The sequence below is a fragment of the Janthinobacterium sp. GL_088 genome (assembly GCF_057837845.1).
In genome coordinates this window covers 288,181-312,738 of the sequence record NZ_CM174453.1, presented here as the reverse complement: position 1 = coordinate 312,738, position 24,558 = coordinate 288,181, and the positions used below count along the sequence as shown (strand labels likewise).

The 24,558-nt window shown below is 62.9% G+C and carries 21 protein-coding genes; 11 read left to right on the top strand and 10 right to left on the bottom strand.

Going from position 1 to position 24,558, the window contains the following annotated elements; all coding sequences use genetic code 11:
- Nucleotides 1-63 precede the first annotated feature (63 nt).
- Entirely contained in the window at nucleotides 64-963 is a 900-nt protein-coding gene (locus AC3IQ7_RS01315) for a LysR substrate-binding domain-containing protein (protein WP_099377656.1), read from the top strand.
- 12 nt (nucleotides 964-975) lie between these two features.
- Here the strand turns inward: AC3IQ7_RS01315 and AC3IQ7_RS01310 are convergent, their stop codons facing one another.
- Complete coding sequence (locus AC3IQ7_RS01310) at nucleotides 976-2,013, bottom strand: methyltransferase domain-containing protein (protein ID WP_489208147.1); 1,038 nt, start codon at nucleotides 2,011-2,013, stop codon at nucleotides 976-978.
- 129 nt (nucleotides 2,014-2,142) lie between these two features.
- On the opposite strand from AC3IQ7_RS01310, the gene AC3IQ7_RS01305 reads away from it, so the two are divergent.
- Together AC3IQ7_RS01305 and AC3IQ7_RS01300 are read left to right on the top strand one after the other, a co-directional pair.
- A complete protein-coding gene (locus tag AC3IQ7_RS01305; RefSeq protein ID WP_489208146.1) occupies nucleotides 2,143-3,039 on the top strand; it encodes a helix-turn-helix transcriptional regulator in 897 nt (298 codons plus the stop codon).
- A gap of 55 nt (nucleotides 3,040-3,094) precedes the next feature.
- Entirely contained in the window at nucleotides 3,095-3,499 is a 405-nt protein-coding gene (locus AC3IQ7_RS01300) for a VOC family protein (RefSeq protein WP_322429062.1), read from the top strand.
- Nucleotides 3,500-3,523: 24 nt separating this feature from the next.
- Here AC3IQ7_RS01300 and AC3IQ7_RS01295 read toward each other — a convergent pair whose 3' ends face one another.
- The gene (locus AC3IQ7_RS01295) at nucleotides 3,524-6,394 is read right to left on the bottom strand and encodes an insulinase family protein (protein WP_489208145.1); all 2,871 of its coding nucleotides are present in this window, start codon (nucleotides 6,392-6,394) and stop codon (nucleotides 3,524-3,526) included.
- 283 nt (nucleotides 6,395-6,677) lie between these two features.
- On the opposite strand from AC3IQ7_RS01295, the gene AC3IQ7_RS01290 reads away from it, so the two are divergent.
- From AC3IQ7_RS01290 to AC3IQ7_RS01275, 4 genes are all read left to right on the top strand, one after another.
- Nucleotides 6,678-8,090, top strand: a complete 1,413-nt coding sequence (locus AC3IQ7_RS01290; RefSeq protein WP_489208144.1) for a HAMP domain-containing sensor histidine kinase — start codon at nucleotides 6,678-6,680, stop codon at nucleotides 8,088-8,090.
- The gene (locus AC3IQ7_RS01285) at nucleotides 8,087-8,629 is read left to right on the top strand and encodes a hypothetical protein (RefSeq protein WP_489208143.1); all 543 of its coding nucleotides are present in this window, start codon (nucleotides 8,087-8,089) and stop codon (nucleotides 8,627-8,629) included. Before AC3IQ7_RS01290 ends, AC3IQ7_RS01285 begins: the two co-directional genes overlap by 4 nt.
- Entirely contained in the window at nucleotides 8,626-9,993 is a 1,368-nt protein-coding gene (locus AC3IQ7_RS01280; protein ID WP_489208142.1) for a sigma 54-interacting transcriptional regulator, read from the top strand. Before AC3IQ7_RS01285 ends, AC3IQ7_RS01280 begins: the two co-directional genes overlap by 4 nt.
- 267 nt (nucleotides 9,994-10,260) lie before the next feature.
- Nucleotides 10,261-10,623 (top strand): BON domain-containing protein, encoded by a 363-nt coding sequence (locus AC3IQ7_RS01275; protein ID WP_034752546.1) that lies wholly within the window; start codon nucleotides 10,261-10,263, stop codon nucleotides 10,621-10,623.
- A 59-nt stretch (nucleotides 10,624-10,682) separates the two neighbouring features.
- Here AC3IQ7_RS01275 and AC3IQ7_RS01270 read toward each other — a convergent pair whose 3' ends face one another.
- From AC3IQ7_RS01270 to AC3IQ7_RS01240, 7 genes are all read right to left on the bottom strand, one after another.
- Nucleotides 10,683-12,059, bottom strand: a complete 1,377-nt coding sequence (locus AC3IQ7_RS01270) for an FGGY-family carbohydrate kinase (protein ID WP_489208141.1) — start codon at nucleotides 12,057-12,059, stop codon at nucleotides 10,683-10,685.
- 8 nt (nucleotides 12,060-12,067) lie between these two features.
- Nucleotides 12,068-12,382, bottom strand: coding sequence for an L-rhamnose mutarotase (gene rhaM / locus AC3IQ7_RS01265; RefSeq protein WP_099377648.1), 315 nt, complete (start codon nucleotides 12,380-12,382; stop codon nucleotides 12,068-12,070).
- A gap of 2 nt (nucleotides 12,383-12,384) precedes the next feature.
- The gene (locus tag AC3IQ7_RS01260) at nucleotides 12,385-13,434 is read right to left on the bottom strand and encodes an ABC transporter permease (protein WP_489208140.1); all 1,050 of its coding nucleotides are present in this window, start codon (nucleotides 13,432-13,434) and stop codon (nucleotides 12,385-12,387) included.
- The gene (locus AC3IQ7_RS01255; protein WP_489208139.1) at nucleotides 13,431-14,426 is read right to left on the bottom strand and encodes an ABC transporter permease; all 996 of its coding nucleotides are present in this window, start codon (nucleotides 14,424-14,426) and stop codon (nucleotides 13,431-13,433) included. The genes AC3IQ7_RS01260 and AC3IQ7_RS01255 overlap by 4 nt, the downstream gene beginning before the upstream one ends.
- Entirely contained in the window at nucleotides 14,414-15,964 is a 1,551-nt protein-coding gene (locus tag AC3IQ7_RS01250) for a sugar ABC transporter ATP-binding protein (RefSeq protein WP_099377646.1), read from the bottom strand. The genes AC3IQ7_RS01255 and AC3IQ7_RS01250 overlap by 13 nt, the downstream gene beginning before the upstream one ends.
- A gap of 72 nt (nucleotides 15,965-16,036) precedes the next feature.
- Nucleotides 16,037-17,023, bottom strand: coding sequence for a rhamnose ABC transporter substrate-binding protein (gene rhaS, locus AC3IQ7_RS01245; protein ID WP_416208788.1), 987 nt, complete (start codon nucleotides 17,021-17,023; stop codon nucleotides 16,037-16,039).
- 89 nt (nucleotides 17,024-17,112) lie between these two features.
- Entirely contained in the window at nucleotides 17,113-17,946 is an 834-nt protein-coding gene (locus AC3IQ7_RS01240; protein WP_099377644.1) for a DeoR/GlpR family DNA-binding transcription regulator, read from the bottom strand.
- A gap of 329 nt (nucleotides 17,947-18,275) precedes the next feature.
- Here AC3IQ7_RS01240 and AC3IQ7_RS01235 point away from each other — a divergent pair, with 329 nt between their 5' ends.
- From AC3IQ7_RS01235 to AC3IQ7_RS01225, 3 genes are all read left to right on the top strand, one after another.
- Nucleotides 18,276-20,384 (top strand): bifunctional rhamnulose-1-phosphate aldolase/short-chain dehydrogenase, encoded by a 2,109-nt coding sequence (locus tag AC3IQ7_RS01235; RefSeq protein WP_489208138.1) that lies wholly within the window; start codon nucleotides 18,276-18,278, stop codon nucleotides 20,382-20,384.
- 59 nt (nucleotides 20,385-20,443) lie between these two features.
- Nucleotides 20,444-21,739, top strand: coding sequence for an L-rhamnose catabolism isomerase (gene rhaI / locus AC3IQ7_RS01230; RefSeq protein ID WP_099377643.1), 1,296 nt, complete (start codon nucleotides 20,444-20,446; stop codon nucleotides 21,737-21,739).
- Nucleotides 21,740-21,839: 100 nt separating this feature from the next.
- Nucleotides 21,840-22,844, top strand: coding sequence for a bile acid:sodium symporter family protein (locus AC3IQ7_RS01225; protein ID WP_099377642.1), 1,005 nt, complete (start codon nucleotides 21,840-21,842; stop codon nucleotides 22,842-22,844).
- On the opposite strand, the gene AC3IQ7_RS01220 is transcribed toward AC3IQ7_RS01225, so the two are convergent.
- Nucleotides 22,841-23,623, bottom strand: a complete 783-nt coding sequence (locus AC3IQ7_RS01220; protein ID WP_099377641.1) for a sterol desaturase family protein — start codon at nucleotides 23,621-23,623, stop codon at nucleotides 22,841-22,843. The genes AC3IQ7_RS01225 and AC3IQ7_RS01220 overlap by 4 nt on opposite strands.
- Nucleotides 23,624-23,789: 166 nt before the next feature.
- Here AC3IQ7_RS01220 and modA point away from each other — a divergent pair, with 166 nt between their 5' ends.
- The gene (gene modA / locus AC3IQ7_RS01215; protein WP_099377640.1) at nucleotides 23,790-24,548 is read left to right on the top strand and encodes a molybdate ABC transporter substrate-binding protein; all 759 of its coding nucleotides are present in this window, start codon (nucleotides 23,790-23,792) and stop codon (nucleotides 24,546-24,548) included.
- The last annotated feature ends 10 nt before the right edge of the window (nucleotides 24,549-24,558 follow it).

Here is a 24,558-nt window from a genome sequence, read left to right as displayed (position 1 = left end):
GTTCTGAATATCAGATAATTTACTAGTCACCATCCCACAAAACCGGACGATTGTATTGATGCCATGAGCCTGCTGAATTTTGACATCGCCTTTTTGCGCAGCTATGTGGCTGGCATCGAGCTGGGCAGCTTTGCCCGCGCGGCCGACAAGGTGGGCCGCTCGACCTCGGCCGTCAGCGCGCAGCTGAAAAAACTCGAGGAGCAGGCCGGCATGCCGCTGTTCCGCAAGGATGGCCGGGGACTGGCGCTGACGCCGGCCGGCGAAGTTCTGCTCGGCTATGCGCGCCGCCTGCTGGAACTCAACGACGAGGCGGCCGTCGCCTTGCGCGGCGCGGAACTGGAAGGCTGGATCAGGCTCGGTTTGCAGGAGGATTTTGGCGAAGCCTTGCTGCCGGACGTGCTGGGGCGCTTTGCCCGCGCGCATCCGAAAGTGCGCATCGAGGCGCATGTGGCGCGCAACACGGCCTTGATGCAAGGGCTGGCCATGGGGCAGCTGGACCTGGCCCTGCTGTGGGGCGGCGCGTGCATCGCCGATGTGGCCGAGTATCCGCCGCAGCAGCGCCAGCATATCGCCGAACCGGCCATGCGCTGGATCGCCTCGTCCAGCCTGGCCTGGCGGCCCGAATCGGGCGAACCTTTACCGCTCATTACGTTCGACCGCGACTGCCTGTTCCAGCGCTGCGCCACGCAGGCGCTGGACCGGGCCGGCATCGCCTGGCGCACGGCGTTTACCAGCCCCAGCCTGGCGGGGCTGTGGGCGGCGGCCGCCGCCGGGCTGGGCGTGACGGTGCGCACCAGCCTGGGCTTGCCCTCTTCCGTCTGCGCGCTCGACCACGTGGCGGCGGGCTTGCCCGCCCTGCCCCCGTTGTCGCTGGAATTGCTGCGCGCCTCCAGCGTGTCCAGGCCGCCCGTCGAGCGGCTGGCCAGCCTGATCATCGAGTCGCTGCAACAAGGTGCGGCGTAAAACGCCTGCCATTCAAGTGCGCGCAATCAGCACTTGCACGGGTGCCATGGGGAAATCGCTGGCGCCGTACTGCTCCACTTGCCGCCAGCCCGTGTCGCGCAGCAATTGTGCCAATTTCCCCTGGCGCGTTACCGTGCGGCCCAACATGCGCATCGGCAAGTAATACGGCAGCACGCGCGCCGCGTCAACGGCTGCCGGAGCGATTTCCGCCTGCACGCAAACGAAGACGCCACCCGGTTTCAAGGCCGCATTAATCTTGCGCAAGGCCGCCGCCATATCGGGCACGAAATGCAGCACGGACGAGCACCAGATGAGGTCGTAACCGCTGCCGATATCGTCGCTGTCCAGGTCGCCGCCCACCGTCTCCAGGCGGTCAGAGAGTTGCGCATGGGCGATGTTGGCGGCCGCCACGGCCGCTGTTTCCGGCCAGTCGAAGACGCAGCCATGCAAGCCCGCATGGGCTTGCGCTAGCGCAATGGCAACCCAGCCCGGACCGCCGCCCAGGTCGAGCAGGCGCAGCGGCGTGTTGCCGTCTGCAAACGGGGCGATCCGTTGCATCACGGACAGGGCTGCGCGCATGGTGACGGCGCGTTGTTCCTGGCCGATCTGCTGCTGCGCGGCAACGGCCCAGTTGACTCCATTTGCCGTGCGGTAGGGCGCGGCCTTGCCGCCTTCGCGCACCAGCGTACTGAGCTGGGTGGCGAAGTGGCGCAGCGCATGCAGCCGGTACAGCCAGGCGTCGCCGCAAAAGGCAACAGAATTGCGGCAGAAATACTGCAAGGTGGTGGCCGTGCAGCGGTAGCGCTGCGTATCGGCATCCGCAGCGGCTCCATCGCGTTCCAGCACCTGCATGCTCCAGAGCAGTTCCAGCAGCAGGGCCGTGTGCGGCGCGTGCAGCGACAGGGCTTCGGCCAGCTGCACCGGCGTGTGCGGCGTGGCCAGCACCTCGAATATGCCCAGTTCCAGGGCGGCGGCCAGCCCATCGGCCTGGACGGGCGCGACGGCCAGGTCCCAGTAGGGTTGCAAGGCATGTTGCGTGGTAAACGGCATGGCATTTCCTTTCGGCGAGGTAGGCAAGAAAGCCTATTTTATGCAACAATGAGAATAATTATCATTTGCATTTGTATGCGACGCGGCGCATTTCGTATGCGCGACGGCGCGTGGAAAACAGGGGGAGCGATGAGGGAACAGGACAGGGAAGCGGCAGGCTGGACGCGGCGCCAGCTGGACCCGGGGTTGAAAGAGTGCCGCGCCGACCAGCGCCAGGTCGACCAGGGCTTGCTGCTCGTGCATTCCGATTACCGCCCGCGCGTTGCCCTCGTCGAGCCATCGCAGCATGACGATGCGGGCGGCATGGTCATTACCATCGGCCTGGAAGGCGCGTCCGGCTACACGACGCGCGATGGCGGGCAATTGCGTTTCCAGGGCGGCCATACGACGGTGACGGCGTTTCACCACGTCAGCGGCGAGCGCCGTTTCGAGGCGGATCAACGGGCGGTGCAATTGCGCGTGCTGGTCGGCGAAGACGCGCTGGCGCGCTACTGGCCGGAAGGCCTGACTTCATTGTTACCGAACGGTGGTGCGCGCCAGCTGGCGCATGCGGCCACGACGCGCAGCAGCGCTCTGCACGCGCGCTCGCTGCTGCGCGCGACGGATCCGCTGGCCGTGCATATCGGCGTGCTCAGTGTCCTGGCGGAACAGTTGCGGGCACTGCGTCCGGCGCCCGCGCCCGCTTCCGTGCCGCGCTGGTCCGACGCCGACATGATCAAGCTGGAGCGTGTCCATGCGCTGATGCAGGAGCAGATGGCGCAAGACCTGACGCTCGATTACCTGTGTGCGCAAGCGGGGCTGAGCTTGTTCAAGCTCAAGCAGGGGTGGCGCTACCGCTACAACGACAGTCCGCAGCGCACCCTGCTGGCGCTGCGCATGCAGCGGGCAAAGTTACTGCTGGAAAATGGATGTCAGGTGGCGCAGGCGGGCTGGCAAACGGGCTATCGCCATCCGTCCAATTTCAGCGCCGCGTTCAGCCGTTATTTCGGCTACGCGCCGAAGACCGTGGGACGCGCTGGCACGTAACAAGCCGGTGTAGAATCGGCGGGCAGCATTTTTCATCTCACCTCAAGGAGACATGATGGCCCGCAAAATATTTGTCAATCTGCCCGTCCAGTCGCTGGAACGCTCCGTGGCGTTTTTCACGGCGCTGGGCTTCAGTTTCAATGCCCATTTCACCGATGAAACGGCAACATGCATGATCGTTGCCGACGACATCTTCGTGATGCTGTTGACGCACGAAAAATTCCAGCAATTTACGCCCAAGCAGCTGTGCGACACCACCGTGGCGACGGAAGTGCTCGTGTGTTTGTCGGCCGAGAGCCGCGGCGAAGTCGATGCGCTGGTGGCGAAGGCCGTCCAGGCGGGCGGCAGCATCTACAAGGAGCCGATGGATTTCGGCTTCATGTATGGCCACAGTTTTCAGGATCCCGATGGGCATCAGTGGGAACTGATGTTCATGGAACCTGACGCGGTACCCAAGTGATGGCTACCGCGTCGTAACGGCCGTTTAAGAAGCCAGCGCCAGCAAATCGACCACTTCCAGCCCGGCCAGGTCTTGCGTCGTGTTGCCCGCAAACGCGGCGCGGCTCGGCTGGCCGTTTTTCAGCCAGGTGCGCGTGACGTCCTTGATCTGCGCCAGGGTGCAGGTCAATACGCCGGTGCGGAACTGCTGGCGCACGGCTTCCGTCGTGCCGCGCTGCTGCATGTTCCACGCCGTCAGCGCTTCCGCGTATGGCGAGTGCGGCTTGTCGAGGCCCTTGATGACGCAGATGATGGCTTCTTCCACCTGCTCTTGCGAAAAATCGCCGTCGAGGATTTGATCCAGCGTCGTGCCGAAGTCGGCAAACGTGCCGGCCAGGCGCGGGTCGCGGTAGGAACTCAAGGTAAACGTGCCGGCGCCGGCCGCATAGCTGGCGCTGCCGCCATACGCGCCGCCTTTTTCGCGCAGGGCCGTATGCAGCACCTGGTTGGTCATCAGTTCAGCGGCCACGGCCAGGGCCGAGGCGTCCGGATTGTGCACGCCGGGTACGGCCCAGGAAACGAAGCAATGGTTGATCTGGCTCGTCGCATGCAGGGCCGTGTTGGCCAGCGGCAAGGCTGCTGGCGTTGCCGTGTCGCCAGGCGTCGTGGCATCCGTGCTGGCTACCGGCAATGCCAGCAAGCGAGCCAGGGTGATGCCATCCTGCTCCAGGCCCGCGCACAGCACGGTTGGCTGCTGGGCGATGATGTGCGCGTGCAGGGTGTCGAGCTCGCGCGCGATTTCCTGCAAGCCTGCCGACGTCTTGCTCAGCTGCTGCAAACGGCGGTAGAACGGCAGTGCCGCCGGGCCGCCGACGATGTCGTCGAAGCGGCGCGTCGGCGACAGGGGAGCCGCCGAGGCCAGCATGGCGTAGCGGTTGCCCGATTCGGCCAGGCTGCTCAATTTGTCTTGCACCAGGCTTTCGATCAGGAAGGCCAGGCGCTCTTCTTCATCGAAGCGGGGTTTGGCGATCCAGGCCGACAGCACGGCGGCGATGGCCGCGTGTTCTTCGCGCAAGCCGCTGGCCGAGAACGACAATTCCACGCGCATCGCCTGTTGCGGGCGGGGAATGGCTTCCAGGCCGATGTGGAACGATGGGACCATGCTCTGGCGCCAGGCGCTGGCGTCGTCGAACGACATGTCGCCCACGCCCAGTTCCGGCGCCAGGTCCGTGTACAGGCGCAGCCATGGCCACGACGCTTCCGGCAAGCCCGACACGTCGTACAGCACGTTGGCATAGCTGATGCCGTTCGAGGCGATGCTGAACGCCACGGCGCCGTTGACGGCAGGGGGAATCGGCAATGCCGGACGCGGCAGCGCGCTGACGTCGCCAGGGCGGATGCGCGGCAGCACTTCCGAATTCGATGGCAGTTGCTGATGCGCTTCCAGCGCGGCGGACTCGGCCACGATGTGCTCGCGCTCGGCATCCGTCAGGCGCGCTTGCAGGGCCGCCAGCTTGGCGTCTTCCTGGGCCGCGCGGTCCGTGAAGTAGGCGCTGTCGGGCACCACGTGCGTCGTCAGGCGGGTCGGGTTGGCGATCAGTTCGCGCACAAGCTGCTTGAAGAAGGCCGGGTCTTCGATCTGCTGTTCCAGCGTTTCCAGGATGGCCGCATTGTCGAAGGCGTCCATGACGTCGCCGCCATACATGGCCAGCGGCAAGGCGTGCAGCAAGCGGCCCAGGCCGTAAGGCATGCGGCCGCTGCTGATTTCGCGCTGGCTGTATTTGATGTCGCGCAAGGCCGCGTGCAGCACGGCGGCGGGAATGCCCTCTTCCGCCGTCTCTTCCAGGGCCGTCCAGATGAGCTGGTGCGCATCGGCGATCTGTTCTTTGGTTAAACCTTCCATGCCGATGTGGAACACCATCTGGCGGATGCCCGCGTCGCGGCCATTCATGTCCGATGGGCGGCCATAGCCGGCCGATTCCATGGCGCGCATGACGGGCGCCGACGATTCGCCCAGCAAGCCGTGCGACAGCAAATGCGCGTGGTAGTAGGCGATGGGGTCGCTCGACTCGCCCATCAGCCAGGCGAATTGCAGGCCGAATTCATCGTCGCGCGCTTCCTGCGACGGAATCTTCACGATGTTTTCCTGCGGCGCCGTCCAGGCGGGGGCCAGCTGCGGCAGGCGGCGTTCGGAGAAACCGCTGAGCTTGGACAGCACGCGTTCGGCCACTTGTTCCTGCACGGCCGACGCTTCGATATTGCCGGCGGTCATGATCACGGCTTGCGACGGGTGGTAATGGCTGGCGTGGAATTCTTTCAGCATGTCATGCGTCAGTTCCGGGATTACCAGCGGATCGCCGCCCGATTCCACTTCGTAGGTCGTGCCCTTGAGCAAGGTGCTGGCGATGCCGCTGTCGAGCGCGCGCATGGGGCTGTTGAAAGCGCCCTTCATTTCATTGAAGACGATGCCCTGGTACACCAGTTTGTCGCCTTCGAACGCATGGCGCCAGCCTTCCTGGCGGAAGTTCAGGTAATCGAGGTTCGGGAAGAAAGCCGCGTCCAGGTACACGTCGAGCAGATTGAAGAAATCCTTGCGGTCGGTGCTGGCGAACGGATACACGGTGCGGTCCGGATAGGTCATCGCATTCATGAAGGTGGCCGTCGAGCGGCGCAGCATCGAAAAGAAGGGGTCGCGCACCGGGTAGCGGGACGAGCCGCACAAGGCCAGGTGTTCCAGGATGTGGGCGCGCCCGTCGCTCACTTCCGGCACAGTGGGAAAGGCCACCAGGAACACCATCTCAGCCTGCTCGGTATGCATGTGGATATGACGCATGCCCGTTGCTGGCTCGACATATTGCTCGATGGTTGCCTGCAAGACTGGAATGAAGTTGCTGCTGACTTTTTCAAATGTGCTCATGCGGTATGGGATCTCTGCGGTAGGTGATTCGGAGTGTCGGTGGGGCTGCATCACATGTGGGGGCAAAGTGGCGTAATGCCAGGGCCGGGGCCACTTTGATGCCTGTATGAAGCTTTTCCCTATTGTACTAGGAGTATCTGCGCGCCGCCGCCGTGGCTTGCTTGCCGGCCGCAAAAGCAACAACGTTGCCAGATTAGCTATTTTTTGACGGGTGGCGCCCCGCGATGGAGGCTTAGCGTACCATGCGCCTTTTACTGTCCAGACTGAACCGAAGGCGCCTACCTTGTCCCGACTTTCCTTTCGCCAACTGTTATTTGCCGCCTTCATTTTGACGACGGGCATTTTGACGGCCACCTCCGTGCAAGCCCTGCTGACCCTGGAGCACCTGGCGCGGCTGGGGCGCGAGACGGCGGCGCAGGCGATTGCCCTGACGGAACAGTCGCAGCGGCTGTCCGAGCGCACCCTGGCCATGGAGCGCAGCGCGCGCCAATTCCTCGTGCTCGACGATCCCGTCTTCCGCGAGCGCTACGCGGCCGCACGCGACGAAGCGACGGCGGCGCTGCAAGTGCTGAACCGGGCCACGCCCGAGTTCGCTTCCCAGCTGGCCGATGAATGGACGGTGCAGGCGCAAGCGGCGTGGGAAGTCTTGCAGGCGGGTAAGCGCCGCAAGCGCGATGGCCATGCCGTCGTGTACCGCGCGTTTGCCCGCATGACGCAGATCAATGACAGCCTGGCGCGCGAAAGCAAGACGGAAATCGGCAGCCGCAACGACGCCCTGCTGGCCGAGCTGGAACGCCAGCGCCGCGTGCTGGGCGTACTGGTCGGTGGCGCCGTGCTGCTGGCAGCCGTGCTGGCCACCTGCTTCGGCTTTCTGTTGTCGCGCCCGCTACGCCGCATCGAGACGGCCATCGAGCGCCTGGGCGACAAGCGCTACGATCAACCCATCGTCGTCGGCGGACCGGCCGACACGCGCCGCCTGGGCCAGCAGCTCGACTGGCTGCGCCAGCGCCTGGCCGACCTCGATGCCGACAAGGAACGTTTTCTGCGCCACATTTCGCACGAGCTGAAAACCCCGCTGGCGGCCCTGCGCGAAGGCGTGGCCTTGCTGGAAGACGAGGTGGCGGGCAAGCTCAGCGACAGCCAGCGCGAAATCGCCGGCATCCTGCAGCAAAACACGGCGTCCCTGCAAACCCAGATCGAGGACTTGCTGCGCTACAATACCGCCGCTTTTGACGCCCAGCACCTGGCGCACAGCAAGGTCGATTTGCTGGTCTTGCTGCAAGATGTGGTGGCCGGGCAGCGTCTGCAATGGCTGGCGCGCCGTTTGACGGTCGAGGTGCAGGGAGAATCCCTGATCGTGCAGGCCGATCGCGACAAGCTGGCGACGGCCCTGGCGAACCTGCTGTCGAATGCCGTGCGCTTCAGTCCGGAAGGCGGCACCGTGCGTTTCACCCTGTCTTGCGAAGGCGGCCGTGTACGCATCGATTGCATCGACGAAGGTGCCGGCGTGGCGCCCGAGGATGCCGCGCGCATCTTCGAGCCGTTTTACCAGGGCGTGCGCCAGGCGGCCGGCGCGCGCAACGGCAATGGCATTGGCCTGTCCATCGTGCGTGAATATATCGCCGCCCACGATGGCAGCGTCACTCTTTTACCGCGCTCCGCCGGCGCGCATTTTCGGATAGAACTGCCCTTATGATGACGAGAATTCCCCTGGCCGCCATGGCCGCCTGCGCGCTGCTCTTGGGCGCTTGCGCCGCCAAGCCCCCCACCCAGACGCCCGTGCTGGTGCAAACGCCGCCGCGCGTGGTGGTGGTGACGGACCCCCAGCTGACGGAATTGCTCGCATATCAAGGCGCCTTGCGCCTGATGACGCCGTCGGAACTGGTGAAGGCGCAGCTGGACTTGGCGAAAGCCGATCACGCGCCGTACAACACGCTGCGCCGCGCCATGCTGCAAGCGGCCTTGCGCGGTCCCGGCGACCTGGCTCGCGCGCAGGCCTTGCTGGAACCGCTGGCCACGGCCACGGGCAAGGACGCGCAACTGCTGGCGCCGCTGGCGCAATTGCTGGGCAGCCAATACGCGGAACTGCGCCGCCAGGACGAGAGCATCGACAAGCTCAACACGCAGTTGCGCGACGCCCAGCGCCGCATCGACTTGCTCAATGAAAAACTCGAGGCGCTGAAAAACATCGAGCGCAGCCTGTCCGTGCGTCCTGCCGCGGGAGCGCCGAAATGAGCGAGCACGCCCACATCTTATTGGTCGACGACGACCCCGACCTGCTGCGCCTGCTGACCATCCGCTTGAAGGCGGGTAATTATCGCGTGACGGCCGTGGGCAGCGCGGAAGCGGCGCTGGCGCGCCTGGCCGTGGAGCTGCCGGCCCTGGTCATTACCGACGTGCAATTGCCGGGCCGCGACGGCCTGGCCCTGTTCGATGAAATCCGCCGCCAGCATGCAGCCCTGCCCGTCATCTTGCTGACGGCCCACGGCACCATCCCCGACGCCGTCGACGCGACGGCGCGCGGCGCGTTTGCGTATCTGACGAAACCGTTCGATGGCAAGCTGCTCATGGAAAAAGTGGCGTATGCCATCAACTTGTCCACCGTCATGCCGGCGCCCGCGTCCGGCGACGAGAGCTGGCGTGCCGAGCTGATCAGCCGCAGTGCGCAGATGGCCGAGTTGCTGGCCGAAGCCAAGCTGGTGGCCGGATCTGATGCCAGCATCTTGATACGCGGCCCCAGCGGCACGGGCAAGGAGTTGCTGGCGCGCGCGCTGCACAACGCCAGCCGCCGCGCCAAGGCGCCGTTCATCGCCGTCAACTGCGGCGCCATTCCCGAGCAGTTGCTGGAATCGGAATTGTTCGGCCACGTGAAAGGTTCGTTTACGGGCGCCGTCGGCAACCGTGAAGGGCTATTTCAGGCGGCCGATGGCGGCACCCTGTTTTTGGACGAGATCGGCGACATGCCGCTGCCGCTGCAGGTAAAACTGCTGCGCGTGCTGCAGGAGCGGGCCGTGCGCCCCGTCGGCGCCGACCAGACGCGTCCGGTCGACGTGCGCTTGCTGTCCGCCACGCACCGCGACCTGGACGTGGCCATGGCGGAAGGCCAGTTCCGCGAAGACCTGTATTACCGCCTGAACGTGGTGACCTTGAGCCTGCCGCCGCTGGCCGAGCGCCGCGAAGATATTGCCCTGCTGGCGAACCATTTCCTGCAGAAGCTGGCGGCCAAGTACCAGAAACCCTTGAATGGCTTCGCGCCAGACGCCCTCACGGCCCTGGTGGCGGCGCCATGGCCCGGCAATGTGCGCCAGCTGGTCAATGTGGTCGAGCAAGTGTGCGCGCTGGCCACGGCACCGCTGGTGCCCTTGTCCCTGGTGCAGCGGGCCCTGCGCGTGCCGTCGCTGGAAGCACTCAGCTACAACGAAGCCAAGCAACGCTTCGAGCGCGACTACCTGATCCAATTGCTGCGCCTGACGGATGGCAACGTGGCCGATGCGGCCCGCCTGGCCGACCGCAACCGCACGGAGTTCTACCGTTTATTACAGAAATACGAGCTGACGCCGGCCCTGTTTCGGGGCGATGGCGACCCTGTCGCTGAATAGCGACAAAAATAAAGCGTGGAAAATCAAGGGCTTGGCGTAAAACATTGACGGTATTGCCATAAGCTGTCGCTGTCAGGCGACAAAACCCCCCGTTTTTCGGGCCAGATCGCTGCGAAATGGGCTGGAAAAATTGCGTTTGCATGTAAGTCGTTGATTTTGAATGTAATTTAAAAGCTGGCACGGTGCTTGCTGTATGGGTAGATGTGACGCTTCAAAGTGTTGCTTTATCCAAGTAAGAAGCTTTTAACTTCATTGAGAGGAACTACCATGCAAACATCGAAACTGTTCAATACCCTGGTTGCCGCTATCGTACTGTCGGGCGCCTCGATCACCGCTTCGCATGCCGCTGACTCCGCACCAAAAGCACAAGCTCCTGCTGACACCGTCGTGGCCGCCAACGCCGCCGCTGCCGTCCCTGATGAAACCATCACTTCCTCGGCCAAGGCCGCCCTGAGCGCCGATGCGCAAGCCGCTGCCCTGCCAGTCAAGGTAGCAACCCAGCAAGGCGTGGTCGTCCTGTCGGGCGACGTGCCGAGCGCCGAAGCGGGTGACCGCGTCGTGCAGATCGTCGCTTCCGTGAGCGGCGTGAAAGAAATCAAGAACGAGCTGAAAGTCAAAGCCGCCGGCTAATCCCCCTCGCGCTGTACTTTACTCCGGGTTGCCCTGTCTGCGGACAGGGCATTTTTCGTTTACGCCCGTATTTTCAAGGCCGGTTCGGTTGCGAGCGCCCGCCATTGTTCTCGATAAGCAGTCAGGCCGTCCAAGGCCAGCGCCGCCATCACCGTCGACTCCAGCGCCGGCACCTCGCCCCAGCGGTGCAACATCCAGCCGCCGCAGGTGGTGCCGCTGGTGTCCTGCGATACGGCCACGTCCTGGCCTGGCCGCAGCGCTGCCAGCACGGAGGCGAAATGCGGGTTGTCGGTAAAGCTGCCTTCCACCATCACCGGCCCGCCGGCGCCCAGGGCATCGAGGCAATAGTCGCTCATCAACGCGCAATACAGGGTGGCCAGCGCGTAGTATTCCTGCGCCGTCTGTGGCGCCGGCCCCACGATGCGTCCCGCCTGCCCGACGAACGGCCCGCCGGACTCGGCAAAACACGGCAGCGCGAGGCTGCCCTGCCGCACCAACCGTTCGATATCGGCCACATCGCATACTTGCGGAGATCCTCCTGCCAGCACCGAAAACTCGCGTCCGCCCATAAAGCGCATGCAGGCCACGGGTTGCCCAAGCGCGTTGACATTGGCCAGCATGTCGGCCGTTTCATCGAGCCGGTCCAGTCGCGCGCCAAACGCGGCGGCAATCGCCCAGGTACCGGTCGACAATATCGTGCGCGGCTGGTCGTTCGCCTCCGTCTCCAGATAGCGCAGCAGCGAAGCATTGCTGTCATGGATGCCGCACAGTACCTGGCAATCGGGCAGCGCTGGGTTGGCTCGCACCGGCCCCAGCGCCGTCCATGCCGCTTGCAGCGGCGGAAACAGCTGCGTCCATTCCATGCGATGCACCAGCGAGGAAAAGGTGCCCAGCTGCGGTTGCCATAAATCCGTATGGCAACCGAGTGACGTCACTTCGCTGGCCGCCACGCCGCACAGTCTCCAGGCCCAGTATTGCGGGTAGGTCAGGATATGGCGCGCGCGGGCGAATTCCTGCGGATACGTTTTGGCCAGCCAGTACAGCTGCAAGCCCAGGTTCAGGCCGCACGGCAGTTGCGGCGACAGGCCGTCGCCAAAGGCTGGCCTGAGCGCCGCGTACTCGGCCGCCAGCGCCTGCGGCAAGGTCGACTCATAGTCGAGGATGGGCAGCACCAGGCCCGTATCGTCGACCAGCGCCGCCGTGGCGCCATGGGTGACGGGCACGATGGCGCTGATGCGGGCCAGGCGTGAAAACGCGGCCAGGGTGGTTTGCAGCCAGTGCCACAGGCGCTCCGTATCGTGGTGCGGATACAGTCCTGTTTGAATGATGTTGTTCGGGCAGCGCTGTTCGGCCAGAATGGCGCCGGCGGCATCCAGCAAGGTCAGCTTGGCATTGGTCTTGCCGATATCGAGTACAACGGTGGCGTCGATGGTCACGGCAGTCCTTAGGCGAGGTGAAACACGGGTGCCAGCGGCACGACGACGGGCGAGGCATCGCTCTGCGTGTCCATCAGGTCGGCCATGTAATCCCACCAGCGGCGCATCACCGGATGCTGCGGCAGCGACTCCATCGCGTGGCCGTCCATGCGGCGCAGCACGGCGAACAGCGCACCCGTCGCTTCATCGAGAAAGATGCTGTAGTCGCGCACGCCGGACTCGTGCAGCAAGGCCGCCAGCTCGGGCCATATGGTATCGTGGCGGCGTTGATATTCTGCGGCATTGCCGGGTTTCAGCTGCATCTTGAAAGCAATTTGTTCCATGTTTATTTTTTCGTCGATGTGCGGGTCAACAGGCGCGGCAGGGCGATCGTAATCAGCAACAAGATGCCGACCACGATCGTCATGATCACGCCAGGAATATTCAGCAGCGCAAGGCCATAGGTGACCATGCCCAGCAGCAACACGGCCAGCATCACGCCGCCGATGCTGCCCTTGCCGCCGGCGATGCTGACGCCGCCGAGGATGACCATGGTGATCACTTCCAGTTCCCAGCCCATGGCGATATTCGGCCGCGTGCTGCCGATGCGTCCGGTCAGCAAGCAGGCGGCCAGACCGGCCATGGCGCCCGTCAGCACGAACAGGGCAAAGCGGTAGCGGTCCACCGCCACGCCAGAGAAACGCGCCGCCATCGGATTGCTGCCGATGGCAAAGATGCGCCGGCCCCAGCTCGTCGCATGCAGCAGCACCGCAAACAGCACGGCGAATGCCAGCAGGATCACAAAGGGGCGCGGAATGATGTCGAAGAAATAGCCCTGGCCCCAGTCGATCAGCAGTTGCGGGTAACCGGTGTAGGCCTGGTCGCCCAGGATCACGCTGGCCAGGCCGCGAAACAGCGCCACCGTGCCGATCGTCACGACGATGGACGGCAAGGCAAAGCGCGTCACCAGCACGCCGTTCAGGCTGCCGCAGACGGCGCCCATGGCCAGCGCCACGAACAGCAGGCCTTCGGGCGGCACGCCGTGGTGGTGCGCAAAGCCCATCGCCACCGATGACAGCGCCAGGGTGCCCGAGACGGAAATATCGATTTCGCGGCAGATGATCAGCAAGGCCATCGGCAATGCAATCAGCGCTTTTTCGCTGAAATTGAAGGTGCTGTCGGCGAGATTATAGGTGTCGAAAAAGTTCGGCAGGAACACGCTGTTGCCGATGAATACCGCGACCAGCAGCAACGCCAGCAGCGCTTCCCAATGCGCCAGGTAATGCGACAGTCGCGGCGCCTTGCGGTCGAGGATGGTGTAGCGCGAACCGGGTGCCTTGTCGGATGACGTTTTGGCCGCGTCAGGCTGGTGCAGGGAAGTCGAGATCGCGTTCACGCGGCGCTCCTTGATGAGGGTTGTAGCATGGCCAGCGGCAGGATCTGGCGCCCGGCTTTCTTGTTGCCGCGTGCATTGATCAGGACGGCTGTCAGGATCACGATGCCCGTCAGCGCGCTTTGCCAGAACGGTGACACTTTGATGATCGGCAAGGCGTTGTTGATCACGGACAGGAACAGCGCGCCGAGCACGGCGCCGGCCACGGTGCCGGCGCCGCCGGCGATGCTGATGCCGCCGATCACGCAGGCGGCGATCACGGTAAATTCAAAACCGTAGGCAATTTCCGAATACGCGACCGCGTAACGGGCCACCCACAGATAGCCGCACAGGCCCGCCATCATGCCTGACAGGCCATACGTCCAGAACAGGCGCCGTGCCGTCGAGATGCCGACATAGCGCGCCGCCAGCGGCTGGTTGCCGATTGCATACAGGTCGCGCCCGAAGCGCGTATACCGCGCCAGCAGCCAGGTGGCGAGAATGGCGACGGCCGCGATCCACACCAGGTGCGTCACGCCAAACAAATGACTCAATGGAAAGGCGATAAAGTTGGCCGGCATCTGGTGCGACGAGACCCAGGCGCCGCCAGACAGCACGAACACCAGACCGCGGTACACGCTCATGGTGCCCAACGTCACCACGATGGGCGGCAGGTCCAGGTAGCCGATCAGATAGCCATTGACCAGGCCTAGCAGCAGGCCGATCAACACTGCCACCAGCATCACCAGCGCCAAGGGCAGGTCGGGATAATTGACGGCCAGCAGCGCCGCCATCATGCCCGACAAGGCCAGGTTCGAGGCCACCGACAGATCGATGCCGCGCGTGACGATGACGAACATTTGCGTCAGCGCCAGCATGATCAATAACGTGCTGTCGGTCAGCAGGTTGCCCAGGCTGCCCGGGGTCAGGAAGACGGGGGCGCGCAGGCCCACGGCGCCGGCCAGCAGCACGATCAGCAGCGCCAGCTGGACTTCGCGTTGTTTCAGGTAGTGCATGTGAGTTCCTCGTTCGAGTACGCGCTGCCGGAGGCGGCGGCAACCACTTTTTCCGGTGTCGCCTGGGCACGCGGCAACACGCAATTGATATGTCCCTGGTGCATCACCACCACGCGGTCGGCCATGCCCAGTACTTCCGGCAATTCCGACGACACCAAAATCACCGACAGGCCCTGCGTCACCAGCTCGCTGATAAAGCGGTGCACGGCCGCTTTCGAGCCGATATCGATGCCCTTGGTGGGTTCATCGAGAATAATGACTTTCGGCTTGGTGGCCAGCCATTTGGCCAGCACCACTTTTTGCTGGTTGCCACCGGACAGTTCCGACACCATTTGCGTAAAATGGCTGGCTTTCAGTTCCAGCTGTTCGCTGAACTGGCGCGCAATCGCGGTTTCACGCGAACGCTTACTGCGGAGAAAAAAACCGATACCATCCAGAATCGGCAAGGTAATGTTCTGTACGATCGACAGCGACAGGTGCGCGCCCTGGTGCTGACGGTCTTCCGGCACATAGGCGATGCCGTGCTTGATGGCGTCGCTGGCGCTGCGGATCGCCACTTCCTTGCCGGCAATCTTGACCGTGCCCGTCACGCCTTGCGTGAGGCCGAACAGCGCCTGCATCACCTCGGAGCGGCCGGCGCCCACCAGGCCATAGAAGCCGACGATCTCACCTTGCTGCACCGAAAAATGAATATCGCGAAATTCGGTCGGATGACAGAACTGCGACACTTCCAGCAGGGTCGCTCCCAGTGGCACCTCGACCTTGGGAAATACCTGGTGGATCGCGCGGCCCACCATCAGCGACACCAGCTGCGGTTCGGTGATTTCGGCCAGCAAACCGGCAGCGACAAAATGGCCGTCGCGCAGCACCGTATAGCTGTCGGCGACGGCAAAGATTTCATCGAATTTGTGCGAGATGAAAATGACCGCCGTGCCGGCCGCGCGCAGCTGGCCGATGATGCGGTACAGCTCGTGGATTTCGCGCTGCGACAGCGAGGCCGTCGGCTCGTCCATGATCACCACACGCGCATCCTGCGACAGGGCGCGGGCGATCTCGACGAAGTGACGCTGCGCCACGCTCAGGTCCTTGACCTTGGCCAAGACCGGCAACTGCACTTCCAGCCGCGCGAAGATCGCTTCGGCCTGGCTGGCCATCAGCGCCCAGTCGATGCGGGCCGGATAGCCGGTCTGCGGCTGGCGGCCGATATAGATATTTTCGGCCACCGTCAGTTCATCGAACATCACGGTTTCCTGGTGCACGGCGGTCATGCCGGCATCCATCGCGTCTTGCGGGCTGGCAAACAGCACGCGCTGGCCGTTCACTTCGATATGGCCGGCGTCCGGTTGATAAATGCCGGTCAGCGTCTTGACCAGGGTCGACTTGCCGGCGCCGTTTTCGCCGATCAGCGCCATCACTTCGCCGGCGCGCACCGTCAGCGCCACGTCTTTCAGCGCGGTGACGCCATGGAAATGTTTGCAGATGCCGTGCAGGCGCAATACCGGCGCCTCGGCCTGCGAAATAGGGGGATTCTGTGACATAGCCATTCACAAGTTAAGGATTTCGTAGGTCGGGTTAGCGGAACGCGTAACCCGACAACAGCCGCCGACGTATTAGAAAATCTTCGAGAACTTGTCGACGTTATCCTTGTCGTACGTGAACGGTGGTGCCAGCGCCGCTTCGCCTGCCGCGTCGACGGTCAGCTTGCCCATGCGGCCGACCGCAATCGATTCGCCGGCCTTGCCGGTCGCCTTGCCGGTCACGAACTGGTGCGCGGCATAGGTGGCGGCGTAGCCCAGGTCGATCGGATTCCAGATCGCAAAGCTTTTCACGGCGCCGCTCTTCACGTGGCCGGCCATTTCCGATGGCAGGCCCAGGCCCGTCACATACACTTTGCCGACCAGTTTTTCATCGACCACGGCCTTGCCGGCCGCATTGATGCCAACCGTAGTCGGGGCGATGATGGCTTTCAGGTTCGGGTTGCTGCGCAGCAAACCAATCGCTTCGCGGTAGCTTTTGTCGGACTGGTCGTCGCCATACACGGTCGACACCAGCTTGATTTTCGAATACGCGGGCTGGGCCAGCGTTTTCTTCATTTCGCCGATCCAGATATTCTGGTTGGTCGCTTGCGCGGTGGCCGACAGGATGGCGATCTCGCCGGCGCCGCCGATGGCGTCAGACGCCATTTCAATTTGCTTCTGGCCGATCAGGGCCGGGCTCGATGGATTCAATTGCATCAGGCGGCCGTCCTTGGCGATGCCGCTGTCAAAGGAAATGACCTTGATGCCGCGCTGCATGGCTTTCTTGGTGATCGGCACCAGCGCATTGGCATCGTTGGCGGAAATGACGATGGCCTTGACCTTCTGGCTGATCAGGGAACTGATGATTTCGATCTGGCCTTCGGCGGTGGCCGTGGTTGGGCCCGTGTAAATGATTTCCACGTCGCCCAGTTGCTTGGCCGCTTCGTTCGCACCTTCGTGGGCGGCGTCAAAAAAGCCGTTGCCGAGGTTCTTCACGACCATCGCGATCTTCATTTTTTCCGCCGCCTGGGCACCGGTGGCCAGGCAGGCCATCATGCAGGTGCTCAGGACCGCCACCATCATTTTGTTCATTTTCATGCCACGTCTCCTTTTATTATTGATGTGGCGGTAGACACCATGTCCCCTGCCATCTTGTTCTTATTATTTTTTTAGTGGACTTGCCATTCCTTTTCCGTCTGCAGCAGGCTCGCTTCAGCGGCTTGCTCGGGCGCCACCGCCAGTACTTTCACGCCCGATTGCTCCAGCATCTGCACGGCTGCATCGGACGCGCCCGTATCAGTGATCACGCAGGACACGCGGTTCAGGCCGCACAGGATCAGCCCGGCCTTGCGCGCGAACTTGCTGCTGTCGGCCAGCACGATCAGTTCCTCGGCCTGGCTGATCAGGCGCTTTTCGGCCTGGATCAGCATCGGGTCCGCTTCCATCAGGCCCAGCATCGACAGGCCGTACACGCCCATGAACATTTTCCCGGCGTAATGGTGCTGGCTGATGTCGTTGTCGAACGGGCTTAAAATGACGTTCTGCTCGCGATAGACCTTGCCGCCTGGCAGGATGATTTCGTTCTCGCTGGTCATCAACAGGCGCTCGGCCATCATGAAGGAATTGGTGAGGATTTTCAGGCGCTTGTCGACCAAGAATTCCACCATGCGATAGGTGGTGGTGCCGCCATTGATGATGATGGTGTCACCGTCCGCGCACAGGCCGCAGGCATGGCGGGCAATCGCGCGTTTCTGCGCGGCGCAGCGGTCGATATTGTTCTGGAATGTCTCGCCCGACAGCGCAAACGTACGCTGTTTTTTTTGCGGCAGGCTTTCCGCTCCGCCACGGGTGCGCACCAGCAGATTGCGCTCGGCCAGCCAGGCGATATCGCGCCGCACCGTGGCCGGCGACGAATTGAGCCAGTTGACCAATTGATCGACGCTCGCCGTGGTGTGCTCGGCGAGTAACTTCAACAGCCCTTTGCGGCGTTTGTGATTGATCACGTTGTCTCCTCTTGAGTCATCTCCTTGGAGGCTGCGGCGCGGTGCGCAATGGCCAGGGACGACTTCTTTATCGGTGAGCCAGCCTAAGCAGTTGAGCAGTCCATGTCAACAATCAATCAATCAACATGGTGATTATTTGCCCATTGCGCAAATGGCTGATCGGGGTTCCGATCAACATGATGATTATTTGCGTTTCTCTCACCGTTTTGATTGCTTGTTGATTGACATGGCCAGGCCGCTGATTTCTACTGAGCGCTGCTGCCGCCAGCTGCTCCGCACACAGATGCGGTCATGGCAATCGCACACATAACCAATAATGGAGACACTGTATGACCGCCACGATGGACACCAAATCGCCCGCGCCAATGGCCTCGCTGTGGGACGACGCGCACGCCGCAACCTTGAGCGAACCGGAACTGCTGCTGTACCGCTCGAACCTGCTCGGTTCGGATATGCGCATCACCAATTTTGGCGGCGGCAATACCTCGGCCAAGATCACCATGACCGATCCGCTGACGGGCGACCAAGCCGAAGTGCTGTGGGTCAAAGGCTCCGGTGGCGACCTGGGCAGCATCAAGCTCGATGGCTTTTCCACCTTGTATATGGACAAGCTCAATGCCCTGAAAGGCCGCTACCGTGGCCTGGCGCTGGAAGACGAAATGGTGGCCTATTTGCCCCATTGCACCTTCAACCTGAACCCGCGCGCGGCCAGTATCGATACCCCGCTGCATGCGTATATCGCGCGCAAGCATGTCGACCATATGCATCCGGATGCGGTGATCGCGATCGCCGCCTGCGCCAACAGCAAGGCTTTGACGCAAAAGATTTTTGAAGGCGAACTGGGCTGGCTGCCATGGCAGCGCCCCGGCTACGACCTGGGCCTGAAACTGGAAGCCGTATCGCAGGCGCAGCCGAACCTGAAGGGCATCATCCTCGAAGGCCACGGCCTGTTTACCTGGGGCGATACGGCCAAGTCCTGCTATGAAGTCACGCTGGCCATCATCAAGCGCGCCGAAGACTGGCTGGCCGCCAATACCAGACAACCGGCGTTTGGCGGCGCCAAGGTCGCACCGCTGCCGTCGGAAGAACGCGCCGCGCTGGCGCAGCGGCTGATGCCCCTGCTGCGCGGCAAGATCAGCCAGGACGAATACAAGCTGGGCCACTTCGACGACAGCGCCAATGTGCTCGATTTTGTTTGCAGCAACGATTTGCTGCCGCTGGCCGCGCTCGGCACTTCCTGCCCCGACCACTTCCTGCGCACCAAGATCCGCCCGTTCGTGATCGACTTCGAGCCCGCCAGCCCAGACTTCGACAAGCTGGTGGCGGGCCTCGACGATGCGCTGGCCGCCTACCGCGCAGACTACCTCGCCTACTATACGCGCTGCAAGCACGACAACAGCCCGGCCGTGCGCGACGCCAACCCGATCATCTATCTGATCCCTGGCGTGGGCATGCTGTCGTTCGCCAAGGACAAGGCGACGGCGCGCATCGCCGGCGAGTTCTATGTCAACGCCATCAACGTGATGCGCGGCGCCAATGGCGTCAACACCTATGTCGGCCTGCCGGAACAGGAAGCCTTCGATATCGAATACTGGCTGCTGGAAGAAGCCAAGCTGCAGCGCATGCCGAAACCGAAAAGCCTGGCCGGCCGCATCGCGCTGATAACCGGTGGCGCCGGCGGCATCGGTCAGGCCGTGGCGCGTCAGCTGCTGCAGGAAGGCGCGTGCGTGATGCTGACCGATATCGATGGCGGTGCCCTCGAAGAAGCCGAGCAGGCGCTGCTGAAGGTGGCGGGCCGCGACAATATCGCCACGGTGCGCGCCAATATCACGGCCGAGCATGAAGTAGAGGCCATCCTGAACGCGGCCGCGCTGCGCTTTGGCGGCGTCGACCTGCTGGTGTCGAACGCGGGTATCGCCTCGTCGGCGCCGGTGGAAGACACGACCCTGGAAATGTGGGAGCGCAACCAGTCGATTCTGGTCACCGGCTACTTCCTGGTCAGCCGCGCCGCCTTCCGCATCATGAAGCAGCAGCAGCTGGGCGGCAGCATGGTGTATGTGGCCAGCAAGAATGGCCTGGTGGCCTCCGGTGGCGCCTCGGCTTATTGCACCGCCAAGGCGGCCGAGATTCACCTGGCCCGTTGCCTGGCGCTGGAAGGCGCGCCGTACGGCATCCGCGTCAATGTGGTCAACCCCGACGCCGTGATCCGCGGTTCGCGCATCTGGGATGGCAAGTGGAAGGAAGAGCGGGCCGCCTCGAACAAGATCGATTCGGACGATATCGAGGAATTCTACCGCCAGCGCAGCATGCTCAAACGCAGCGTGCTGCCGGAAGACATCGCCGAAGCCGTGTATTTCCTGTCCAGCGAAAAAGCCGCCAAGAGTACCGGCAATATCATCAATGTCGATGCCGGCAACGCGGCCGCATTTACACGATAATCAAGTCCTATAAAAAAGCAGCCGGCCAACGCGCCGCGCTGTGCACAAGGAGACGAACCATGAACACCATGATCAACGAAGGCCTGGTGGCCGAACACAATGCCAAGCTGCAGTCCGACCTCGACGCCGACTATGCGGCGCTGGCCGGCGTGCTGGAACGGCGCGGCCAGGACATTGAAAAACTGACGGCGCTGGCGCAGACCTTTGCCGTGGCCGTGCCAACCTGGGGCGCCGGCACCGGCGGCACCCGCTTTGCCCGTTTCCCCGGCGTGGGCGAACCGCGCAATATATTTGAAAAGCTGGAAGACTGCGCCGTCATCCATCAACTGACGCAAGCCACGCCCGCCGTCTCGCCGCATTTTCCATGGGACAAAGTGAGCGACACGGCAGCCCTGCGTGAAGTCGCCGAAGGCTATGGCCTGGGCTTTGACGCCGTCAATTCGAACACCTTCCAGGACCAGCTGGGCCAGGAGCACACCTACAAGCACGGCAGTCTGACCTCGCAAAGCGCCAGCGTGCGCGCGCAGGCGGTCGAGCACAACATCGAATGCATAGCACTGGGCCGCGCGCTCGGTTCGAAAGCGCTGACGGTGTGGGTCGGCGATGGCGCCAACTTCCCCGGCCAACACAATCTGCGTGGTGCGCTGGAGCGCTACCTGGACAGCATGCGCGACATCTACGGCGCCCTGCCCGCCGACTGGAATATCTTCATCGAACACAAGCTGTTCGAGCCGGCCTTCTACGCCACCACCATCGCCGACTGGGGCACCAGCTTTGCCTGCGCCACCACCCTGGGCCCGAAAGCCAAATGTCTGGTCGACCTGGGCCACCATGCGCCAAATACGAATATTGAAATGATCGTCGCGCGCCTGGCGCAGTTCGGCAAGTTGGGCGGCTTCCACTTCAACGACAGCAAATACGGCGACGACGACCTCGATTCGGGCAGCATCAACCCGTTCCAGTTGTTCCTGGTATTCAATGAACTGGCCGATGCGGCCGAGCGCGAAGGCAGCACCTTTAACCCCGCCTACATGCTGGACCAGTCGCACAATGTGACCGACCCGATCGAAAGCCTGATGAGCAGCGCCGTCGAGGTACAGCGCGCCTTTATCCAGTCCGCGCTGGTCGACCGCGCCGGATTGCGCCACCTGCAGGAAAGCAATGACGTGCATGCGTCCGCGCAGGCCTTGAAGCAGGCATTCCGTACCGATGTCAGTGCGATTTTGGCCATGGCGCGCCTGCGTTCGGGCGCGGCCATCGATCCGGTCGCCTGCTACCGCAGCAGCGGTTACCGCGAAGCGCGTGGCGTCGCGCGTCCACCGAAGGCAGGGGCGAGCAGCAGCGGCATTGTTTAAAGCAGCGAACAGGGCGGCATGCATCTTCCCGGCATGCCGCCAAGCAAGCAGGTAGAATGCCAGGCACTGGCGCTGTCCTGCGCCGCTACCAGGTCCACGCATGTCTTCTTTCTCTCCACGCGCCCTGCTGCGCAATCTGCAACCCGATAACTTCACCCTCGCCCTGCTCGTCACCGTGGCGCTGGCCACTTTCCTGCCTTGCACGGGCCAGACGGCCGTGGTCTTCGGCAACATCACCACGGTGGCCATCGGCGCCCTGTTCTTCCTGCACGGCGCCAAGCTGTCGCGCGAAGCCGTGGTGGCCGGCGCCATGCACTGGCGCCTGCACTTGCTGGTGCTGGCCAGCACCTTTGTCCTGTTTCCGCTGCTGGGCCTGGCCTTGCGCCCGCTGGCGCTGACCTTCCTCACGCCCGACCTGTACATGGGCATCTTGTTCCTGTGCGCTCTGCCATCGACCGTGCAATCGTCGATCGCCATGACGGCCATGGCGCGCGGCAACGTGCCGGCCGCCATCTGCAGCGCCTCGGCCTCGAACTTCATCGGCATTTTCCTCGCCCCCATCCTGGTGGGCTTGCTGGTGGCCAAGGGCGCGGAAAGCAAGTCGTCGGTGGACGCGGTATTGTCGATTGTCATGCAGCTGCTGCTGCCCTTCCTGGCCGGCCAGTTCCTGCGCCGCTGGATCGGCCGCTGGGTCGACCGCCATAAAGCCACCTTGAAATACGTCGACCAGGGTTCGATCTTGCTGGTGGTCTACACGGCCTTCAGCGAAGCCGTCAGCGAAGGCCTGTGGCATACGATTTCGGTGGAAACGCTGGTGGCCCTGGGGCTGATCAGCCTGCTGCTGCTGGCGCTGGTGCTGGGTATTTCCACTTTTGTCAGCCGCCGCCTGGGGTTCAACAAGGAAGATGAAATCGCCATCGTCTTTTGCGCCTCGAAGAAAAGCCTGGCCAGCGGCGTACCGATGGCCAAGGTGCTGTTTTCCACGCGTTCGCTGGGCATGGTGATCTTGCCGCTAATGCTGTTCCACCAGATTCAGCTGATGATCTGCGCCGTGATCGCGCAACGGTATGCGCGGCGCGACGAGGTGGCGGTGGCGCGCGTCTAGGGCGCGGACGGGGCCTTGCTGCGCACTGGCCACGTCAGCGCGTCAAGCAAGGTTCCCGGCGCCTTGCCCGTGTCCAGACCCGTCGGCGGATACTCTTCCGCGCAGGGAATATGGTGGGTGCCGAACAACCGGTCGAAGACGGGGAACAGCCCGGCGAAATTACGGTTGAAATGTTCAGCTTGCGCCGAATGATGAACGCGATGGTACTGCGGTGAATTGAACAACATCCAGTAACGGCCAAAGCCGACCCGGACATTCATATGCGGAAAAACATGATACAAGCCCAGGATGCCGTACATTCCTAAAATCACCATGTTGGTCTTGAACAAGATCCCCGCAAGCAGATAGATACTCAGTGCCTTGATGCCCGCTTCGGCCCAATAGTGCCTGGTCGTGGTGCTGGCATTCATGGTCGTATCGCTGTGATGGAAGGAATGCATGGCCCACATGGCGGGTACGCGGTGTTGCACGCGATGAAAGGCGTATTCCAGAAAATCCATGCTGAGGGCATACACGATGAATGCCGGCGCCAGCATCGAGCCGGATGCGTCGAGATTGATGAACCCGCCGCCGGCTGCATTGACAAGCTGCACCGTGACGATGGCCGTGAGCGGGGCAAGCATGGCGCCGCTGGCGGCATAGATGACCATATACGCCAGATTGAAGCGTGACGCACCCGAAGGCTGTTGCTGCAGGGGATGCCGCCTCTCGATGAGCAGTGCCAGAAGAATGACCGCCAGGAGCATCGAGGGGCCAAGCAGTACCGCTGCGTATCCCATCGTTTAACCCTGGAAAGTAGTGGATATTCTTCTATTCTTAAAAATAGTCCGGCCATCTGCATCTGTCAATGCCATTGGCATTGTCTTGACCCATGCAATGGCAGAACGCTATATATAAGTGTATATTACGCTCCTTGTTCACCGTTCACTTTACAAGGATACGATCATGCGCCTCACCTCCCTCGCCCGCCTGCTTGGCACCGCTCTGCTGGCCACCGCCGCCACCTCCGCCCTTGCCGGCGAAGTGGTGGTGTCGGCCGCGGCCAGCCTGACGAATGCGTTCAAGGATGCGGCGCAAAGCTACGAGGCGCAGTATCCAGGCAGCAAGGTATCCCTGAACTTCGCCGCCTCGGGCGTGCTGCTGCAACAGATCGTCAAGGGCGCGCCCGTGGACGTGTTTGCCTCAGCCGACCAGGAAACCATGGATGCGGCGCAAAAACAGGGCTTCGTCTTGCCGGCCGACCGCATGGATTTCGTCGGCAACAGCCTGGTGCTGATCGTGCCGCACGATAGCAAGCTGGGCATCAAGAGTTTGACGGACCTGACGCATAAAGATGTGACGCGCGTGGCCATCGCCAACCCGGCCAGCGTGCCCGTCGGCCGCTACTCCGAAGGCGCGCTGAAGAAGGCGAAGCTGTGGGATGCCGTGCAAGCCAAGGCCATCGGCACGCAGAACGTGCGCCAGTCGCTCGACTACGTGGCGCGCGGCGAAGTCGATGCGGGCTTTGTCTACGCCACCGACGCGGCCATCATGAAAGACAAGGTCAACGTGGTGCTGGAGGTGCCATTGGACGCGCCCGTGCTGTACCCGATCGCCACCATCAAGGGCAGCGGCAATGCGGCCGAAGCGAAGCGCTTCGTCAGCTACCTGCAGACGGCGCCGGCACAAGCCATTCTCGCCAAGTACGGTTTCAAAAAGCCATAATTTAGGTACG

What these genes read in the sequence shown, in the direction of transcription:
- AC3IQ7_RS01315 (WP_099377656.1), top strand. Translation starts at nt 64, where the DNA reads ATGAGCCTGCTGAATTTTGACATCGCCTTTTTGCGCAGCTATGTGGCT.
- AC3IQ7_RS01310 (WP_489208147.1), bottom strand. Translation starts at nt 2,013, where the DNA reads ATGCCGTTTACCACGCAACATGCCTTGCAACCCTACTGGGACCTGGCC.
- AC3IQ7_RS01305 (WP_489208146.1), top strand. Translation starts at nt 2,143, where the DNA reads ATGAGGGAACAGGACAGGGAAGCGGCAGGCTGGACGCGGCGCCAGCTG.
- AC3IQ7_RS01300 (WP_322429062.1), top strand. Translation starts at nt 3,095, where the DNA reads ATGGCCCGCAAAATATTTGTCAATCTGCCCGTCCAGTCGCTGGAACGC.
- AC3IQ7_RS01295 (WP_489208145.1), bottom strand. Translation starts at nt 6,394, where the DNA reads ATGAGCACATTTGAAAAAGTCAGCAGCAACTTCATTCCAGTCTTGCAG.
- AC3IQ7_RS01285 (WP_489208143.1), top strand. Translation starts at nt 8,087, where the DNA reads ATGATGACGAGAATTCCCCTGGCCGCCATGGCCGCCTGCGCGCTGCTC.
- AC3IQ7_RS01280 (WP_489208142.1), top strand. Translation starts at nt 8,626, where the DNA reads ATGAGCGAGCACGCCCACATCTTATTGGTCGACGACGACCCCGACCTG.
- AC3IQ7_RS01275 (WP_034752546.1), top strand. Translation starts at nt 10,261, where the DNA reads ATGCAAACATCGAAACTGTTCAATACCCTGGTTGCCGCTATCGTACTG.
- rhaM (WP_099377648.1), bottom strand. Translation starts at nt 12,382, where the DNA reads ATGGAACAAATTGCTTTCAAGATGCAGCTGAAACCCGGCAATGCCGCA.
- AC3IQ7_RS01255 (WP_489208139.1), bottom strand. Translation starts at nt 14,426, where the DNA reads ATGCACTACCTGAAACAACGCGAAGTCCAGCTGGCGCTGCTGATCGTG.
- AC3IQ7_RS01250 (WP_099377646.1), bottom strand. Translation starts at nt 15,964, where the DNA reads ATGTCACAGAATCCCCCTATTTCGCAGGCCGAGGCGCCGGTATTGCGC.
- rhaS (WP_416208788.1), bottom strand. Translation starts at nt 17,023, where the DNA reads ATGGTGGCGGTCCTGAGCACCTGCATGATGGCCTGCCTGGCCACCGGT.
- AC3IQ7_RS01235 (WP_489208138.1), top strand. Translation starts at nt 18,276, where the DNA reads ATGACCGCCACGATGGACACCAAATCGCCCGCGCCAATGGCCTCGCTG.
- rhaI (WP_099377643.1), top strand. Translation starts at nt 20,444, where the DNA reads ATGAACACCATGATCAACGAAGGCCTGGTGGCCGAACACAATGCCAAG.
- AC3IQ7_RS01225 (WP_099377642.1), top strand. Translation starts at nt 21,840, where the DNA reads ATGTCTTCTTTCTCTCCACGCGCCCTGCTGCGCAATCTGCAACCCGAT.
- AC3IQ7_RS01220 (WP_099377641.1), bottom strand. Translation starts at nt 23,623, where the DNA reads ATGGGATACGCAGCGGTACTGCTTGGCCCCTCGATGCTCCTGGCGGTC.
- modA (WP_099377640.1), top strand. Translation starts at nt 23,790, where the DNA reads ATGCGCCTCACCTCCCTCGCCCGCCTGCTTGGCACCGCTCTGCTGGCC.